Origin of the sequence: Pseudomonas sp. KB_15 (assembly GCF_052114525.1) — a bacterium.
Taxonomy (GTDB): domain Bacteria; phylum Pseudomonadota; class Gammaproteobacteria; order Pseudomonadales; family Pseudomonadaceae; genus Aquipseudomonas.
Genome location: NZ_JBFREX010000017.1, coordinates 152262 through 167840 on the forward strand (window position 1 = coordinate 152262; position 15579 = coordinate 167840).

General features: G+C 59.7%; 18 protein-coding genes. 4 read left to right on the forward strand and 14 right to left on the reverse strand.

All coding sequences use genetic code 11. The features are described 5' to 3' along the window. Positions 1-40 precede the first annotated feature (40 nt). From AB4Z35_RS16405 to puuE, 4 genes are all read right to left on the reverse strand, one after another. On the reverse strand, positions 41-544 hold the full coding sequence (locus AB4Z35_RS16405; RefSeq protein WP_085723223.1) for an ureidoglycolate lyase: 504 nt from the start codon (positions 542-544) through the stop codon (positions 41-43). A 117-nt stretch (positions 545-661) separates the two neighbouring features. Then, entirely contained in the window at positions 662-1657 is a 996-nt protein-coding gene (gene alc / locus AB4Z35_RS16410; protein WP_007988149.1) for an allantoicase, read from the reverse strand. Positions 1658-1746: 89 nt separating this feature from the next. Beyond that, positions 1747-2262, reverse strand: a complete 516-nt coding sequence (uraD, locus tag AB4Z35_RS16415; RefSeq protein WP_442098127.1) for a 2-oxo-4-hydroxy-4-carboxy-5-ureidoimidazoline decarboxylase — start codon at positions 2260-2262, stop codon at positions 1747-1749. Beyond that, the gene (gene puuE / locus AB4Z35_RS16420) at positions 2259-3185 is read right to left on the reverse strand and encodes an allantoinase PuuE (protein WP_007974927.1); all 927 of its coding nucleotides are present in this window, start codon (positions 3183-3185) and stop codon (positions 2259-2261) included. The genes uraD and puuE overlap by 4 nt, the downstream gene beginning before the upstream one ends. Positions 3186-3619: 434 nt before the next feature. Here puuE and uraH point away from each other — a divergent pair, with 434 nt between their 5' ends. After that, a complete protein-coding gene (uraH, locus tag AB4Z35_RS16425; protein ID WP_008017679.1) occupies positions 3620-3973 on the forward strand; it encodes a hydroxyisourate hydrolase in 354 nt (117 codons plus the stop codon). A 199-nt stretch (positions 3974-4172) separates the two neighbouring features. Here the strand turns inward: uraH and AB4Z35_RS16430 are convergent, their stop codons facing one another. The 3 genes from AB4Z35_RS16430 to AB4Z35_RS16440 form a co-directional block, all read right to left on the reverse strand. Continuing rightward, complete coding sequence (locus AB4Z35_RS16430; RefSeq protein WP_442098128.1) at positions 4173-4799, reverse strand: LysE family translocator; 627 nt, start codon at positions 4797-4799, stop codon at positions 4173-4175. 72 nt (positions 4800-4871) lie between these two features. After that, a complete protein-coding gene (locus tag AB4Z35_RS16435; RefSeq protein ID WP_007993083.1) occupies positions 4872-6221 on the reverse strand; it encodes an NCS2 family permease in 1350 nt (449 codons plus the stop codon). A 325-nt stretch (positions 6222-6546) separates the two neighbouring features. Next, a complete protein-coding gene (locus tag AB4Z35_RS16440; protein ID WP_442098130.1) occupies positions 6547-6993 on the reverse strand; it encodes a MarR family winged helix-turn-helix transcriptional regulator in 447 nt (148 codons plus the stop codon). A gap of 82 nt (positions 6994-7075) precedes the next feature. On the opposite strand from AB4Z35_RS16440, the gene AB4Z35_RS16445 reads away from it, so the two are divergent. Further along, positions 7076-8242, forward strand: coding sequence for an aminotransferase-like domain-containing protein (locus AB4Z35_RS16445; RefSeq protein WP_442098131.1), 1167 nt, complete (start codon positions 7076-7078; stop codon positions 8240-8242). 167 nt (positions 8243-8409) lie between these two features. Here AB4Z35_RS16445 and AB4Z35_RS16450 read toward each other — a convergent pair whose 3' ends face one another. The 5 genes from AB4Z35_RS16450 to AB4Z35_RS16470 form a co-directional block, all read right to left on the reverse strand. Further along, positions 8410-8781, reverse strand: coding sequence for a glutathione S-transferase N-terminal domain-containing protein (locus tag AB4Z35_RS16450; protein ID WP_007988133.1), 372 nt, complete (start codon positions 8779-8781; stop codon positions 8410-8412). 104 nt (positions 8782-8885) lie between these two features. After that, the gene (gene folE, locus AB4Z35_RS16455) at positions 8886-9431 is read right to left on the reverse strand and encodes a GTP cyclohydrolase I FolE (RefSeq protein WP_007988130.1); all 546 of its coding nucleotides are present in this window, start codon (positions 9429-9431) and stop codon (positions 8886-8888) included. Between the two features lie 77 nt (positions 9432-9508). Further along, a complete protein-coding gene (locus AB4Z35_RS16460; protein WP_108232268.1) occupies positions 9509-10066 on the reverse strand; it encodes a Smr/MutS family protein in 558 nt (185 codons plus the stop codon). An 88-nt stretch (positions 10067-10154) separates the two neighbouring features. Continuing rightward, a complete protein-coding gene (locus tag AB4Z35_RS16465; RefSeq protein ID WP_007988126.1) occupies positions 10155-10475 on the reverse strand; it encodes a hypothetical protein in 321 nt (106 codons plus the stop codon). Positions 10476-10606: 131 nt separating this feature from the next. Then, positions 10607-11197, reverse strand: coding sequence for a cysteine hydrolase family protein (locus tag AB4Z35_RS16470; protein ID WP_007993079.1), 591 nt, complete (start codon positions 11195-11197; stop codon positions 10607-10609). A gap of 238 nt (positions 11198-11435) precedes the next feature. Here AB4Z35_RS16470 and prmB point away from each other — a divergent pair, with 238 nt between their 5' ends. Beyond that, complete coding sequence (prmB, locus tag AB4Z35_RS16475; RefSeq protein ID WP_007993078.1) at positions 11436-12344, forward strand: 50S ribosomal protein L3 N(5)-glutamine methyltransferase; 909 nt, start codon at positions 11436-11438, stop codon at positions 12342-12344. A gap of 94 nt (positions 12345-12438) precedes the next feature. Here the strand turns inward: prmB and AB4Z35_RS16480 are convergent, their stop codons facing one another. Then, a complete protein-coding gene (locus AB4Z35_RS16480) occupies positions 12439-13230 on the reverse strand; it encodes a hypothetical protein (protein WP_442098133.1) in 792 nt (263 codons plus the stop codon). Positions 13231-13381: 151 nt separating this feature from the next. After that, positions 13382-14380, reverse strand: coding sequence for an alpha/beta hydrolase (locus AB4Z35_RS16485; RefSeq protein ID WP_442098134.1), 999 nt, complete (start codon positions 14378-14380; stop codon positions 13382-13384). Between the two features lie 83 nt (positions 14381-14463). Between AB4Z35_RS16485 and aroC the strand changes: the two genes are divergently transcribed. Continuing rightward, positions 14464-15555 (forward strand): chorismate synthase, encoded by a 1092-nt coding sequence (gene aroC, locus AB4Z35_RS16490; protein ID WP_007993074.1) that lies wholly within the window; start codon positions 14464-14466, stop codon positions 15553-15555. Positions 15556-15579 lie beyond the last annotated feature (24 nt).

The window sequence follows — 15579 nt, forward strand, 5'->3', positions numbered from 1 at the left end:
TCTCGCCTGTCACTCTGTTGTCGAGTGATCAGACCTTCTCTTATTGGTGGGGGGCGAGGATCAAACGCTCATCCTCTTTGAAAAAATGCTCATCGCAGTTATTGCCTGTGCCACTGCGATCAACCACCAGGAAGTCATCCCGCTTTTCGATCGTCAGCACCGGGTGGTGCCAGACGCCGCGATGGTAATTAATGCCCTGCCTGCCGTTGGTGACGAAGGCGCGGACCAAGCCTGATACAGGTTCATCGCCAAGTGGCGCGACCACGATCAGAAAGGGGTTGCCGAGCAGCGGAATGAAAGCCTGGCTGCCCAGCGGATGGCGCTCCAGCATGCTGACGGTCAGCGGCATGTCCTGCGCGTCGGCGCGGAAGATGCTGATGATCGCGTTGTCCTCTGGCGTAGCGGTTTCGACCACAGCCAGTTTATGGAAGCGCATGGTCGAACCGTTGTTGATCATGAAGTGATCGCTGCCGTCGGTTTCGATCACGTCACCGAAAGGGGCGAAGGCTTCTTTGGTCAGCGGTTCAATCGTCAGTGTGCGCATGCTGTTCTTATCCGAATTCTGTGTTGTTGGTTCTATTGTCATCGCGAGCAGGCTCGCTCCCACATTTGGAATGCAATCCCCTGTGGGAGCGAGCTTGCTCGCGATTGGGTTCAGCGCTTATTTAGCGACCTTGCCCAGTACGCGCAGGCGGCTCACACCACCATCCGGGAACACGTTCAGGCGGATGTGGGTGATCGGGCCCAGTGCCTTGATCTGCTCGGCGAAGGTGTGTTCGGCGTGCATTTCCAGCTTCTGGCTTGGCAGCAGTTCGCGCCAGAACAGCGACTGGGTTTCGATCTGGCTGTCGGTGCCGCCCTTCACGAATGCGCCCTGGATCGAGCAGCTGTCCGGGTAGTTGCCCTTGAAGTGCAGGGTGTCGACGATGACTTTCTCGACTTCGCCGGCGTGACCCAGCGCGACGATGACCCAGTCATTGCCCGGGGTACGACGACGCGCGGTTTCCCAGCCGTCGCCCATGTTGATGCCACGGCCCGGGTTGAGGATGTTGCTCATGCGGCCGAAGTGTTCGTCGGAGCAGGCGAGGGCGCGACCACCATTGAGGGCSGCGGCAAGGTCGACTTGCTCGTTGTCGCCGATCGCCGACCAGTCGCGGAATGGCACGCCATACACACGCAGACGGGCCACGCCGCCATCCGGGTAGATGTTGAAGCGCAGGTGGCTGAACGCCTGATCGTTGTTGATTTCGTGGTAGTGGTGGCTGTTGCCTTGCAGCTCGACGGCAGACAGCACTTCAGTCCACTGGGTGTTTTCATCAGGCTCGCCCGACGCCAGGAAGCACGCTTCCAGGGACGCCGATGGCGGGAAGTTGCCGGTGAAGAATGAAGTGTCGATGTCGACGCCCTTGATCGAACCCGGTACGCCCAGGCGGATCACGGCACTGTCGAAGCCTTCGAAGCGCTTGCGGCGCGACTCCCAGCCATCCATCCACTTGCCGTTGTCATCGAACACGCCCTCCTTCCATACGGCCGGGGTCGGTTGGAACAGACGGTTGGCGTCTGCGAACCAGTCATCGGTGACCGAGATGATTTTGGTGCCCAGGCGGGCATCGGCCAGGTTGACGAACTTCTCGAAAGGTACGGCGTAAGCTTTCATTCTTCTTGTCTGCCTTTAAATAAGTGGCTTGGGATGCTTGCGAGGCCCAGGTTGATTTCGGCGTTCATGAAATGCCTGGGCCAGGCTTGCTATAGGGTCAGTAATCGGAACAGGGCGATCTTGTTGATCTGCGCCAGCGCGCACTTGAACTCGGTGTCGACCGGGTTGTGGATGCGCGTTTCGAACGCTGCGAGGATCTGATGCCGGTTGCTGCCTTTTACCGCCATGATGAAGGGAAACTTGAACTTGGCTTTATAGGCGTCGTTCAGCTCGGTGAAGCGCTGGAACTCTTCGGCCGTGCATTGGTGAATACCGGCGCCAGCCTGTTCATGGGTGCTGGCTTCGGTCAACTGGCCCTGGACGGCGGCTTTGCCGGCCAGGTCCGGGTGAGCGTTGATCAGGGCCAGCTGGCTTGTGTGATCGGCGCTCAACAGGATGTCGCTCATGCGCTGGTGCAGGGTTTCGATCTGGTCGATCGCAGCGTCCTGACCCAGGTCGAAGGCCTTCTCGGCCACCCATGGCGAATGTTCGTAGATGTCGGCGAAGGCTTTGACGAAGGCGTCGCGGCTCAATGTCGATGGTTTCAATGTTTGAAAGGCGCTCATTTCGCGGCCCCTTGGTACGGGTGGGTTTCCTGCCAGTGGCGCGCGATGTCGACGCGACGGCTGAACCACACCTGTTCATGACTTTTAGCGTATTCGATAAAGCGCTTGAGCGAGGCCAGACGCGCCGGACGGCCGATCAGGCGGCAGTGCAGGCCGATCGACAGCATTTTCGGTGCCTCGGCGCCTTCGGCGTAGAGCACGTCGAACGCGTCCTTGAGGTATTCGAAGAAATCGTCGCCCTTGTTGAAACCCTGGACCTGGGTGAAGCGCATGTCGTTGGTGTCCAGGGTGTACGGGATCACCAGGTGCGGCTTGCCGGTCGGGTTGTTCGGCTCCCAGTAGGGCAGGTCGTCGTCGTAGGTGTCGCAGTCGTAGAGGAAACCGCCTTCTTCCATCACCAGGCGACGGGTGTTCGGGCCGGTGCGGCCGGTGTACCAGCCCAGCGGACGCTCACCGGTGATCTCGGTGAGGATGCGGATCGCTTCGAGCATGTGCTCGCGTTCCTGGGTTTCATCCATGTACTGGTAGTCGATCCAGCGATAGCCGTGGCTGCAGATCTCGTGGCCGGCATCGACCATGGCGCGGATCACGTCCGGGTGACGCTGGGCGGCCATGGCCACGGCAAAGATGGTCAGCGGAATGTCGAATTCCTTGAACAGTTTCAGAATCCGCCAGACGCCGGCACGGCTGCCATACTCGTAAAGGGATTCCATGCTCATGTTGCGCGCGCCTTGCAGCGGCTGGGCTGAAACCATTTCCGAGAGGAACGCTTCGGACTCTTTGTCGCCATGCAGGATGTTGCGCTCGCCGCCTTCTTCGTAATTGAGTACGAACGACAAGGCAATGCGGGCATTGCCCGGCCAGTGGGGGTGAGGAGGGTTACTGCCGTAACCGACCAGGTCGCGTGGGTAGTCAGCGCTCACTGCAGGCTTCCTTCTTATTCGATGATGACGGTTGGTGTGACGCAGCTGAAAATTGGATGGCAGGCTTGCGTCACAGCGATGGGCTGATTGTATACAGCTTTATATTCACTTTGTAAGCCTGATTTTTCGCATTTTTCACCGACTGTCATCTTTTACTGCTATTGGCGTGAGCCTGCAAGAAATCTGCCTGACTGGTCAATTATTGATTGAAGGGTTCAAAGGCTGTGCGGTTTGGCGGGGAATCGACGGTAAATATGCAGAGGGCGGGGGTAATGCGAAATATGTCGTTTTTATTGTGTACAATTTTTTTGAAAAATGTCTTAATCAGTCGCTCGCCGCAGCTTTTCGTGCTTCGAATCGGTGCGGTCTCCTTTTCAACTGACTTCGGGAGGCGCGAAGTCTGACTGCTCCACGCAGGCAGGCGCGCAGAATCAATGGGACGTTTGACTACACACGTTTTGGACGCAGCACACGGTTGCCCGGGCAGCTCGATCAAGGTCGAGTTGTACCGCGTTGAAGGTTCGCAGCTGGAATTGGTCGCCACTGCCGTCACCAACAGCGATGGCCGTGTCGATGCACCGCTGCTGCAAGGCGATGACTACCGCACCGGGGTCTATCAGGTTCAGTTTCATGCCGGCGATTACTACCGCGCCCGTGGTGTAAAACTGCCGGAGCCGGCGTTTCTGGATGTCGTGGTGCTGCGTTTCGGCATCTCTGCCGAACAGGATCACTACCACGTGCCGTTGTTGATTTCGCCTTACAGCTACTCCACCTATCGCGGCAGCTGATCCCCCAGGCAGCTGCTGCACCCTGGAAGCGACTGCGCATATAGCTTCTTTGGTCTTTCGCCCGCTCACACTGCGGGCTTTTTTTCGTCTTGAGAAAACCGGTGCCTGTGAAGCCGTCTTCGCGAGCAAGCCCGCTCCCACAGGAGAATGCGTTCCAATGTGGGAGCGGGCTTGCTCGCGAAGCTTTAGCTTTTGGCTCTTAGCGGCTCAGCAGCGACGCGGCACCCGCACCACCAAACAACCCCGCACTGATCCGGTTGAACCAGCTCTGGCCCTTGCCGCTGCGCAGATAGCGCGCCGCACCATGGGCGCCGAGGCCGTAGGCGAGCTTGCACAGCAGATCAAGCACGGTCCAGGTCGCAATCATCACCAGCAGTTGCGGCAGGAACGGTTGTTCGGCACTCAAGAACTGCGGCAGGAAAGCGGCGAAGAACAGTATGTCTTTCGGATTGCTGGCGCCGAGCATGAAGGCACGGCCGAACAGTGCACGAAAGCGAGGCACCGGTGCTGCCTGCGGCACTTCAGCGCCGTGGGAAGGCTGGCGCGATTGCTGCCAGCTCTGCCAGGCGAGGTAGAACAGATACAGTGCGCCGACAATCTTCAGGGCGCTGAACAGCTGTTCCGAAGCCAGCAACAACGCACCCAGGCCCAGCGCCGAAGCACTGAGCAGGCAGATCGATGCCGACACGCCGCCGAGAAAGGCCGGGTAAGAGCGGCGCAGGCCGTAATTCAGACTGTTGCTGATCATCAGCAAAGACAGCGGCCCCGGGATCAGGATCACTATCAGCGCAGCGCCGCTGAACAGCAGCCAGGTTTCCAGACTCATCACTTTCCTCCATTTGCACAAAAGCCTCACCCGACGGGGTGAGGCTGTTTTGAAGCGGGTCCCGCGTAAGGTTTACAGGAAGATGAACTTGGCGATGAAGATCGCGCAGAGCACCCACAGGCTTACGGAAATTTCCTTGTACTTGCCGGTACCGGCCTTCAGCGCCACGTAGGTGATGAAGCCCAGCGCGATACCGTCGGCAACCGAGAAGGTCAGCGGCATCATGATTGCGGTGACAATCGCCGGAATGCTGTCGGTCGCTTCATCCCATTCGATGTGGGCCATGCCGCCCATCATCAGCATTGCTACATAAATCAGTGCGCCAGCGGTGGCATAGGCGGGAATCATGCCGGCCAGTGGTGCGAAAAACATTGCAGCTATAAATAGCACACCAACGGTGACTGCGGTAAGACCAGTCCGACCACCAGCGGCGACGCCGGCAGCACTTTCCACGTAGCTGGTTACTGGCGGAACACCCACCACTGCGCCGAATACGCTGGAAGCACTGTCGGCTTTCATGGCGCGGGAGAGGTTTTCGATGCGGCCGTCAGCGCCCACCAGATTGGCGCGCTGGGCAACGCCCATCAGTGTGCCGGCGGTGTCGAACATGTGCACGAAGAGGAACGCCAGGACCACGCTGATCATGCTGACGTTGAACACACCGGCGACGTTCATGGCCATCCAGGTCGGGGCCAGGCTTGGCGGGGCCGACATGATGCCCTCGTAGTGCACCAGCCCAAGGCCCCAACCGGCGAGGGTCACGGTAATGATGCTGATGAGGATTGCGCCGAACACTTTGTGATAGCTGAGGATGGCAATCATCAGGAAGCACACGGCGGCGAGCAGCGGGCCGGGCTCGCGCAGGGAACCGAGCTTGATCAGGGTAGCCGGGCTATCGACGACGATACCCGCGGTTTTCAGACCGATCAGCCCCAGGAACAGACCCACGCCGGCGCCCATGGCGAAGCGCAGGCTGACCGGGATGCTGTTGAGCAGCCATTCGCGGATCCGCGAGAAGGTCAGGATCATGAACAGCACACCGGAAACGAACACCGCGCCGAGGGCGGTTTCCCAGTTGTAGCCCATGGTGCCGACCACGGTGTAGGTGAAGAAGGCGTTCAGCCCCATGCCCGGTGCCAGGCCGACTGGCCAGTTGGCGTACAGGCCCATCAACAGGCAACCGAGTGCCGCGGCGATGCAGGTGGCGACGAACGCGGCACCGTGATCGATCCCGGCGTCGGCCATGATGTTGGGGTTAACGAAAATGATGTAAGCCATGGTGATAAAGGTTGTCAGACCGGCAATCAGCTCGGTCTTCACCGTGGTGCCGTGCAAGCTGAGTTTGAACAGACGTTCCAGCAAGCCATTGCGTAATGGCGGCGAGAGATCCAGCGTCGATGCTTCGGATTTGCGGCTTTCCACAGCGAATACTCCTCAAGAGTTTTATTGTTATTTCCAGGGCCGGACCCATGAGGGTGGCAGCGGCCCTTTGAGGCACTTGCGAATTTGTTGACCGCTTGGTCAGGAACTCGCACGAGGTGGATTATGCTTTTGTATACAAATAATGCAAATAATGTTTTTGGTTTTGTCGACGAAAAGTTTGGCTTTAGGGATATATCGCCTGTTCCGACCCCTTCGCGGGCAAGCCCGCTCCCACATTAGTTCTATGGTGTTCACAAAACCTGTGGGAGCGGGCTTGCCCGCGAAGAGGCCAGATCGGCCAACGCTTATGGAGTAGCCAAAACACTCATTCAGCCGGCGAATGACTCTTTCCCAACGCCAGATTCACCGCCAACCACCCATTCACCGCCGTCTCCCCGGCCTCGGCAAACACCCGTTCCAGCAATTTCACCTGCTCGCGCCTCAACGCCTGCTCAAACCGTGCGCCTTCAGCAGTCAATTCCAGCAAGCGCTTACGCTTGTCAGTCTCGGACGCGACGCTGTCGACCAGATGCATCTCCAGCAATTGTCGCAATGGCATGTTCAGCGCCTGCTTGCTCACACCTAGCAAGGCCAGCAACTCCTTGACGCTCAGGTTCGGGTAACGGGCGATGAAAAACACGATGCGCTGATGCACCCGACTCAGGCCGCGACGTTCGAGCATTTCATCGGCCTTGGCGGTAAAGGCCTGGTAGCCGAAGAAAAACGCTTCCATGGCTTGCTGCTGGGAGATCGGGTTTTTAAGGTCAAGCATATTGACGTATCCATTCGAGCTGGCGTAATTTCGGTCAACAAGTTTGACTCATTCTCCTCGTGCCTCGCTACCGGTGATCCCCATGGCTTTTTCCGAACGTGTCTCGCGCCTTAAAAGTTCTTTGATCCGTGAAATCCTCGCCGCGGCTCAGCGTCCGCAGATGATGTCGTTTGCCGGCGGCCTGCCCGCCGAAGCCATGCTGCCGAAGGTCGAATGGGCCGACATGCCGTTGTCCATGGGCCAATACGGCATGAGCGAAGGCGAGCCGGCGCTGCGCGAAGCCCTGGCCGCCGAAGCGCGAGCGTTGGGCGTGCCATGTGAGGCGAGCCAGGTGCTGGTGGTCAGCGGCTCACAGCAGACCCTGGACCTTGCAGCCAAGCTCTACATCGACAAGGGCACTGAAGTCCTGCTCGAAGCGCCGACTTATCTGGCGGCGTTGCAGATTTTTCAGCTGTTCGGCGCCGAATGCCTGACCGTGCCGCTGGAGGCTGACGGTCCGAACCTGGCGCAATTGCGCGCACGCCTGGAAAAACACTGTCCGGCCTTCATCTACCTGATCCCGACCTTCCAGAATCCATCGGCCGTGCGTTACAGCGAAACCAGGCGCGATGCGGTGGCCGCGTTGCTTGATGAGTTCGGCGTCACTTTGATCGAAGACGAGCCTTACCGCGAACTGACCTTTGATGGCGGCAGCGCCAGGCCGATTGTCAGTCGCTTGAAAAACGCCAGTTGGATCTACACCGGCACTGTGTCTAAAACCCTGTTGCCGGGTTTACGCGTCGGCTACCTGATCGCCAGTCCAGACCTGTTTCCCCATCTGTTGAAACTCAAGCAGTCGGCGGATTTGCACACCAATAGGGTCGGCCAGTGGCAGGCGCTGCAATGGATAGGCAGCGAGAAATATCAGCAACACCGCAGTGAGTTACGCGACTTTTACCGTGGACGTCGGGATGCGTTCCAGGCAGCGCTGGAAACTCACTTTTCGGATCTGGCGGACTGGAACGTGCCGCAGGGCGGGCTGTTTTTCTGGTTGAAACTCAAGCAGCCACAGGACACCCGAACCTTGCTTAACGCCGCGCTGGCCAACGACGTGGCGTTCATGCCGGGCGAACCGTTTTTCCCCGAGCCGGATAATCATCCGGGATATCTGCGGTTGAACTTCAGCCACATTGATCCGGCGCGGCTGGATGAAGGGCTCAAGCGCTTGGCGGCGGTGGTGCGACAGGCGCAGGCGGCGCAAGCGGGCTAGATACAAATAAACCGGCCAATGGGCCGGTTTATTTTTGTCTGAGGTTTGCGGTGCCTGTGCCGGCCTCTTCGCGGGCAAGCCCGCTCCCACAGAGGGACTGTGGCGTGCACAAAACCTGTGGGAGCGGGCTTGCCCGCGAAGAGGCCATCAGCCTCACCGAAAATACATCAGGCCGCCGCGAAACGCTTGTCCAGATAATCAATGATCACCTTGGACTCATACATCCAGGTGGTCTGGCCATTCTCTTCGATACGCAGGCACGGCACCTTGATCTTGCCGCCTTGCTCCAGCAAGGTCTGACGATCCTGCTCGTTGTTCTTCGCATCGCGAAGGGCCACCGGCACATTCAGGCGGCGCAGGGTGCGGCGGGTCTTCACGCAGAACGGGCAGGCGTGGAATTGATACAGCGTCAGGCCCTTGGCGGCCGCTTCAACCTGGGCCTGAGCCGCGGCGGGGCGCTTTTTCTTGCCCGGACGGGTGATGAAGTCGATGAAGATGATCAGTTGGCCAAGGCCGACACGAAGCGCTTTTACGAACACGTTGAAAGCCTCACGGTGCAAATGAAGAAGGGCGCGCAGCTTACCTGATTTTTTGCGGACGAAAAAAAACCGGCGATGAGTGCCGGTTTTCTTCGTGCCGCGAATTACTTGATGAGGCTGAGGAATTCGCTGCGGGTCGCAGCGTTCTCACGGAACTCACCGAGCATCACCGAGGTGATCATCGTCGAATTCTGCTTCTCCACACCGCGCATCATCATGCACATGTGCTTGGCCTCGATCACCACCGCAACGCCCAGGGCGCCGGTGACCTGCTGGACCGCGTCGGCGATCTGGCGGCTGAGGTTTTCCTGGATCTGCAGGCGACGGGCGTACATATCGACGATCCGCGCCACCTTCGACAGGCCCAGAACCTTGCCGCTCGGGATGTAGGCGACGTGAGCCTTGCCGATGAACGGCAGCAGGTGGTGTTCGCACAACGAGTACAACTCGATGTCCTTGACCAGCACCATTTCGCTGTTGTCGGAGCTGAACAGGGCACCGTTGGTGACCTCTTCCAGTGTCTGTTCATAGCCGCGGCAGAGGTACTGCATGGCTTTGGCGGCACGCTTGGGCGTGTCGAGCAGGCCCTCGCGGGAGACGTCCTCGCCCAGTTGGCCAAGGATCGCGGTGTAATTCTGTTCCAGGGACATGAAACTACCTGTGGGATTTTACGCAAAGGGCAAGGGTACGGTGGCGGACACGACGCTGCAAGCGTGGCGCATCAGCTTTACTCGTCGCGACCTTCCATCATGGTGCGTTTGAGCATCACATAAACCGCGCCGGCACCGCCGTGTTTGGCCTGGCACGAGGTGAAGCCGAGCACCTGTGGATGCTGGCGCAGCCAGGTGTTGACGTGGCTTTTGATCATCGGCCGCTTGCCGTCCAGGCGTACAGCCTTGCCATGGGTGACGCGCACGCAGCGGATTTCGAACCTGGTCGCTTCGGCCAGGAAGGCCCAGAGGGTTTCCCGGGCTTTTTCCACGCTCATGCCATGCAGGTCGAGGCTGCCTTCGAACGGAATCTGGCCGATCTTGAGCTTGCGCATCTGGCTTTCCTGTACGCCGTCACGTGCCCACATCAGCTCGTCTTCAGGGCCGACGTCGATGACGAACTGATCGGACAGCCCGTCAACGGTGGTGGATTCGGTGCGCACAGTGGCCGCTAGACGCAGTTTGGCAATCTGCGCGCGGTCAGCCTTGGGTTTGCCGGTTTCGGCGCGATCGTGCTTGATCGGCTTGACGCCTTGGATCGCGCTTTTGAACAGGGAAAAATCGTCGTCTTGCATGTCAGCCTCCGCGAAGGGCGGCCAGTTTACCCAACTCGAAGCGAATCGGGCGCGACAAAACGCGCGGCGTTCGGTCTCGACCTTGGTCTCAGTCGTGTTTTTTCATCAGATGCGGGGACATGTTCAGTTCTTGTGACTGACGCGAGCGGCGACGGCAGCGGCGCCACAGCCACACGCCGAGGTACAGCACCACCAGACCAATCGCCAGGATCACCGCCGCACCGGCACGGTTGGTGTTCATCTCGCCGAGGGCGGGGGCGTGACCGAGCAGGCTGGCGACACCGGCCATGGCGAGCAACACACCGCTCATGGCCAGCAACGCGGCTATCGTTGCGCCGATTCGAAAACGCCAATTGCGTTGGCCTTTGGGCCGCAAGCGGCGAGCGTCAAAACCATCGGATAACTTCATTCCGACCTTCCTCAATGGGTATCGGCCCTTCGACCGGGAGTTGACCGGGATGTTCCTGAGGCTAAGACAATTACGGCTAATGAGAGGCTTTTGCGGATGAGCGGCGTTTTTGACCGCTCATTGGGCGCTGATCAGACCAGTTCGTGGGTCAAGGCGAGGGTGGCAAAGTTATCGCCCATGATCGCCATTTCGGTCTGATGAACGTGCGCGGCGCTCAGTACACCGCCCTTGTAGGGCAGATCGCGAGTGGCGCAGGCGTCTTCAATAAGTGTGCATCGGAAACCCAGGTTCTTCGCTGCGCGCACGGTGGTGCTGACGCTGGAGTGACTCATGAAACCGCAGACGATCAGGTCGAGGGCGCCGAGGTCCTCCAGGCGTTTGGCCAGTTCGGTACCGTGGAACGCGCTCGGCAGCAATTTGCCGATGATGGTTTCGTCGTTCTGTGGCTCAAGACCCGGAATGAACTCACCACCGACGCCTTGCGGGTTGAACATTCCACCGAGCGTGCCGAGGTGGCGGACATGCACGATCGGCCGGCCAGCGGCACGGGCCGCGGCGAGTAACTGCTTGATGTTCGCGACGGCCTCATCCATGCCGCTGAGGGCCAGCGGCCCGCTCAAATATTCTTTCTGGGCATCGATGATGATAAGGGTCGCATGACTCAGTTTGGCTGCCGGATAACCGCGGCCGCTGAGTTGAAACATCGTTTTTGGAACGGACATTCTGGGGCTCCTTGGAGTGGGGCTTTTGCGACATTGTCCTCTGGCTGAGCGGTTCTGTGAATCGCTACGATCGTAGGTGCCGTCGTTGCTGGCCTGTAGCCTTGTCAATAGTCACGTTTTGTTCAATAGCCTGGCGAAAAAATGGATAACTCCTACATTTGAATCGGTAGTTTCCCGCGTCGTCGTGACGTCGTTTGACTGGTAGAATCGCCCGTCGATTTTTCTGGAGTTTGCCGTCGTGATCACTTCCCGCCTTCGCACCCTGCGTGACCATATCCGTTGGGCCGTCAGTCGCTTCCATGGGGAGGATCTGTTTTTCGGTCATGGCACCGACAACGCCTGGGACGAAGCCCGGCAATTGGTGTTGGGCGCACTGCACCTGCCGTGGGAAATCGCCGACAGCTACCTCGACTGCAATCTGGAAGACGACGAACTGGTCCATTTGCAGCGCTTGCTCAAGCGCCGTATCGAAGAGCGGGTACCGACTGCGTATCTGCTGGGCGAGGCCTGGTTCTGCGGAATGTCGTTCATCGTCGATGAGCGTGTGCTGATCCCGCGTTCACCGATTGGCGAGTTGATCGAAAATCGTTTTACCCCGTGGCTGGCTTCGGAGCCTGCGCGGATTCTCGACCTGTGCACCGGTTCCGGTTGCATCGGCATTGCCTGCGCCTACGAGTTCCAGCATGCCGAGGTGGTGTTGGCAGACCTGTCGTTCGAAGCGCTGGAAGTGGCCAACCAGAACATCGAGCGCCATGGTGTCGATGAGCGCGTGTACACGGTGCAGGGCGACGGTTTCGAGGGCTTGCCGGGACAACGTTTCGACCTGATCGTGTCGAACCCGCCCTACGTCGATGCAGAGGATTTCGCCGACATGCCGGACGAATACCAGCACGAACCGGAACTGGGCCTGGCCTGCGGCGATGACGGTTTGAACCTGGTACGGCGCATGCTCGCCGAAGCGGCGGATCATCTGACCGAGAAGGGCTTGCTGATTGTCGAAGTGGGCAACAGCCAGGTGCACGTCGAGGCGTTGTACCCGGAAGTCGACTTTGCCTGGCTGGAGTTCGAGCGTGGCGGCCATGGCGTATTCATGCTGAGCGCGCAGCAGTGCCGTGAGCATCAGGCGTTGTTCGCTTCCCGCGTCTGACCCTTGTAGGAGCGAGCTTGCTCTCAGGTCCATCGTCGGAACGCCGCCCGGAGCAAGCTCGCTCCTACAATGAATGCGCCGCGCTCTCAAGCCTTTACCGGTGCGTGGCAATCCAGATCAGCAACCCCGCCTGAAACACCGCAAACGCCACCAGGCAGGTGATGGTGAAGCGCAGTCCGGCGTCTTCGCGTTTGTACTTGCTGACTTTTTCTTCGTGTTTCTTGAGTTTGACTTCCTGCTCGGCCAGGTTCTGCTCGGCTTGCTGGAGCATCTGCGCCGCCTCGAGAATTTCCACGACCTGCAGTTTTTCGCTGTTCCAGTCGCCAGCAAGGTCGCCGACCTTGACCGGCTTGACGCTGCCTTTCAAATGCTGGGCATCGGCATACACCACGTCGAAACCGTGCACGCGTAAAAAATGATCGCGGCGCAGGCGGGTGTCTTCGTTCAGCGCTTCCTTGTTGCTCWGGTCAAAGCCGTCGACGGTGTAGGTCGGCCAGCGCTTCTTCGCCCAGTTGATGCCCTGGGCCGCCATGAATCGGCCAATGCCGCGGTTCAGCGGTTCAACCTGCAAACCGCTATCCGGGGCGAAATGCACGCGCTTTTCGGTGTGATCGACCCACACGTCCAGATGATTCTGTTCCTTGCGCACGCGCTGGCCGGGCAGGGTGATGCTCATGCGCATCAGGCTGCGTTCCTTGTCGTTGCGCTCGGCATAGCCGAGCTCGACAAAGCGCAACGGGCGCCCGCCCGTGTTGCGGTCAGTCTGCAGCGGCGCCAGACGGAGCATCTTGTGGTGCTCGACGTGGACGTCCGCCCAGGGCAGCTCGACCGCTGGCGGTGCGTCTTTTTCAGCGGTGGTGTCGGGTGAAGTCTGGGTGTCAGTCATAACGGCGAGATCCTGTCCAAGCTCAGCTTGTCGCCAGCCAATCTGCTGGCGACAAAGGCTTATCGGCCGTTTTTTTCAAGACTGGAGGGCTGGGGTTGTTCTCAACCATTTTCACGCGGTGAAAACTGGTTGAGAACGCCCCCGGCAGCGCTTAGCTGGTGCGAAGTCCGTCGATAAACCCGAGGATTCGCGTGCCCAGTTCCGCTGCCAGGGGCAACTGCGGGTCTTTATAGGAAGCCAGCTGGCGTTTGACGTCGTTGGGCACGATGCGCATGACGTGGTTCATGCCCTCGATCAGCGCCAGTTCGGCGTCCGGTTTGGCCGCCTTGAGCAGCCTTGCGTCATTGACGCCAACCTGGATGTCGTTGCTGCCCTGGATGATCAGCGCCGGCATCTTCAGCTTGGCAAATGCCGCGGCCGGGTCCTGGCGGAACAGGGAAATCAGGTAAGGCTGTACGCTCGGACGGAAAATCGCCTGCAAGGGTGGCGGCACATTGTCGTCGGGTTTCCCGGCCTTGAGGCTGTCGAGCAATTCATTGCTGCGCAGCATCAGCGGTGGCGGCAGGCGATTGCCCAGTTGCTCGCGAATGACCTGATCCACCGGTCTTGCGCTACCCGAGACAGAAATCACCGCGTCGGCATCGATGCCCGGCGCAGCAAGGCTGGCGATCAAGGCGCCCTCGCTGTGACCCAGCACAATCAGTTTGCCGAAGCGCGGATCGGTCTTGAGCTTCCGGCCCCAGGCTTGGGCATCGGACACATAAGCCTCTACCGTCAAGTTGCGTTCGTCCGGGGTCGCGGCCAGGCTCGCGGCCACGCCACGTTTGTCGTAACGCACGCTGGCAATGTTGTGTTTGGCCAGCACCCAGGCAAGGCGCTTGAGGCTGTCATTGCGCCCGCCGTCGGTGTTGTTTCCGTCACGATCCGTAGGGCCGGAACCGGAAATGATCAGGACAACCGGCACTCGATTGTCGGATTTTGGCAGTAACAGCGAGCCGAAAAGCTCGCCAGTGCCTGTATCCAATGTGATCGGTCGTTGCAGGACAGTCGCCTGGGCGAAGCCGGAAATCAGGGTAAGGCTCAAGGCTAGAACTCGCAGCATCATCGCGCCATCATCAAGAAGGTGCCGGTTGGACTCACAGGCACCCATAAGGTTCGAGGATGAACTACTTGGGTAGCCTGCGTATACTGGCGCGCATTACGTATTCAGGTTCATTTCACGGAGCGTCCTGCATGTCCGGCAATACCTACGGCAAGCTGTTCACTGTCACCACCGCGGGCGAAAGCCATGGTCCGGCGTTGGTCGCCATTGTCGATGGCTGCCCGCCGGGCCTGGAGATATCCCTGGAGGATCTGCAGCGTGACCTGGATCGCCGCAAACCCGGCACCAGCCGCCACACAACCCAGCGCCAGGAAGCCGACGAAGTCGAAATCCTCTCCGGCGTGTTCGAGGGGCGCACCACCGGCTGTTCCATCGGCCTGTTGATCCGCAACACCGACCAGAAGTCCAAGGACTACTCGGCGATCAAGGATCTGTTCCGCCCGGCCCACGCCGACTACACCTACCACCACAAGTACGGCGAGCGCGACTACCGCGGCGGCGGTCGCAGTTCGGCCCGCGAAACCGCGATGCGCGTCGCGGCCGGTGCGATTGCGAAAAAATACCTGGCCAGCCAGGGCATCGTCATTCGCGGCTACATGAGCCAGCTCGGGCCGATCGAAATCCCGTTCAAGACCTGGGAATCGGTTGAGCAGAACGCCTTCTTCAGCCCGGACCCGGACAAGGTGCCGGAACTGGAAGCCTACATGGACCAGTTGCGCCGCGACCAGGATTCGGTCGGCGCGAAAATCACCGTGGTCGCCGAAGGCGTGATGCCAGGCCTGGGCGAGCCGATCTTCGACCGTCTCGATGCCGAACTCGCCCATGCACTGATGAGCATCAACGCGGTCAAGGGCGTGGAAATCGGCGCCGGTTTCGCCAGCGTCGCCCAGCGCGGCACCGAGCATCGCGATGAAATGACCCCGGAAGGTTTCCTCAGCAATAACGCGGGCGGCATTCTCGGTGGTATTTCCTCGGGTCAGCCAATCGTAGCGCACCTGGCGCTGAAGCCGACGTCGAGCATCACCACGCCGGGCCGTTCCATCGACATCCATGGCAACCCGGTGGAAGTAATCACCAAGGGTCGTCACGACCCGTGCGTCGGCATCCGCGCCACGCCGATTGCCGAAGCGATGATGGCCATCGTGCTGATGGATCACCTGCTGCGTCACCGTGGGCAGAACGCCGATGTGCGTGTGAGCACGCCGGTGCTGGGTCAGCTTTAATGGCTGACCTCGCAGCCGCTGCGG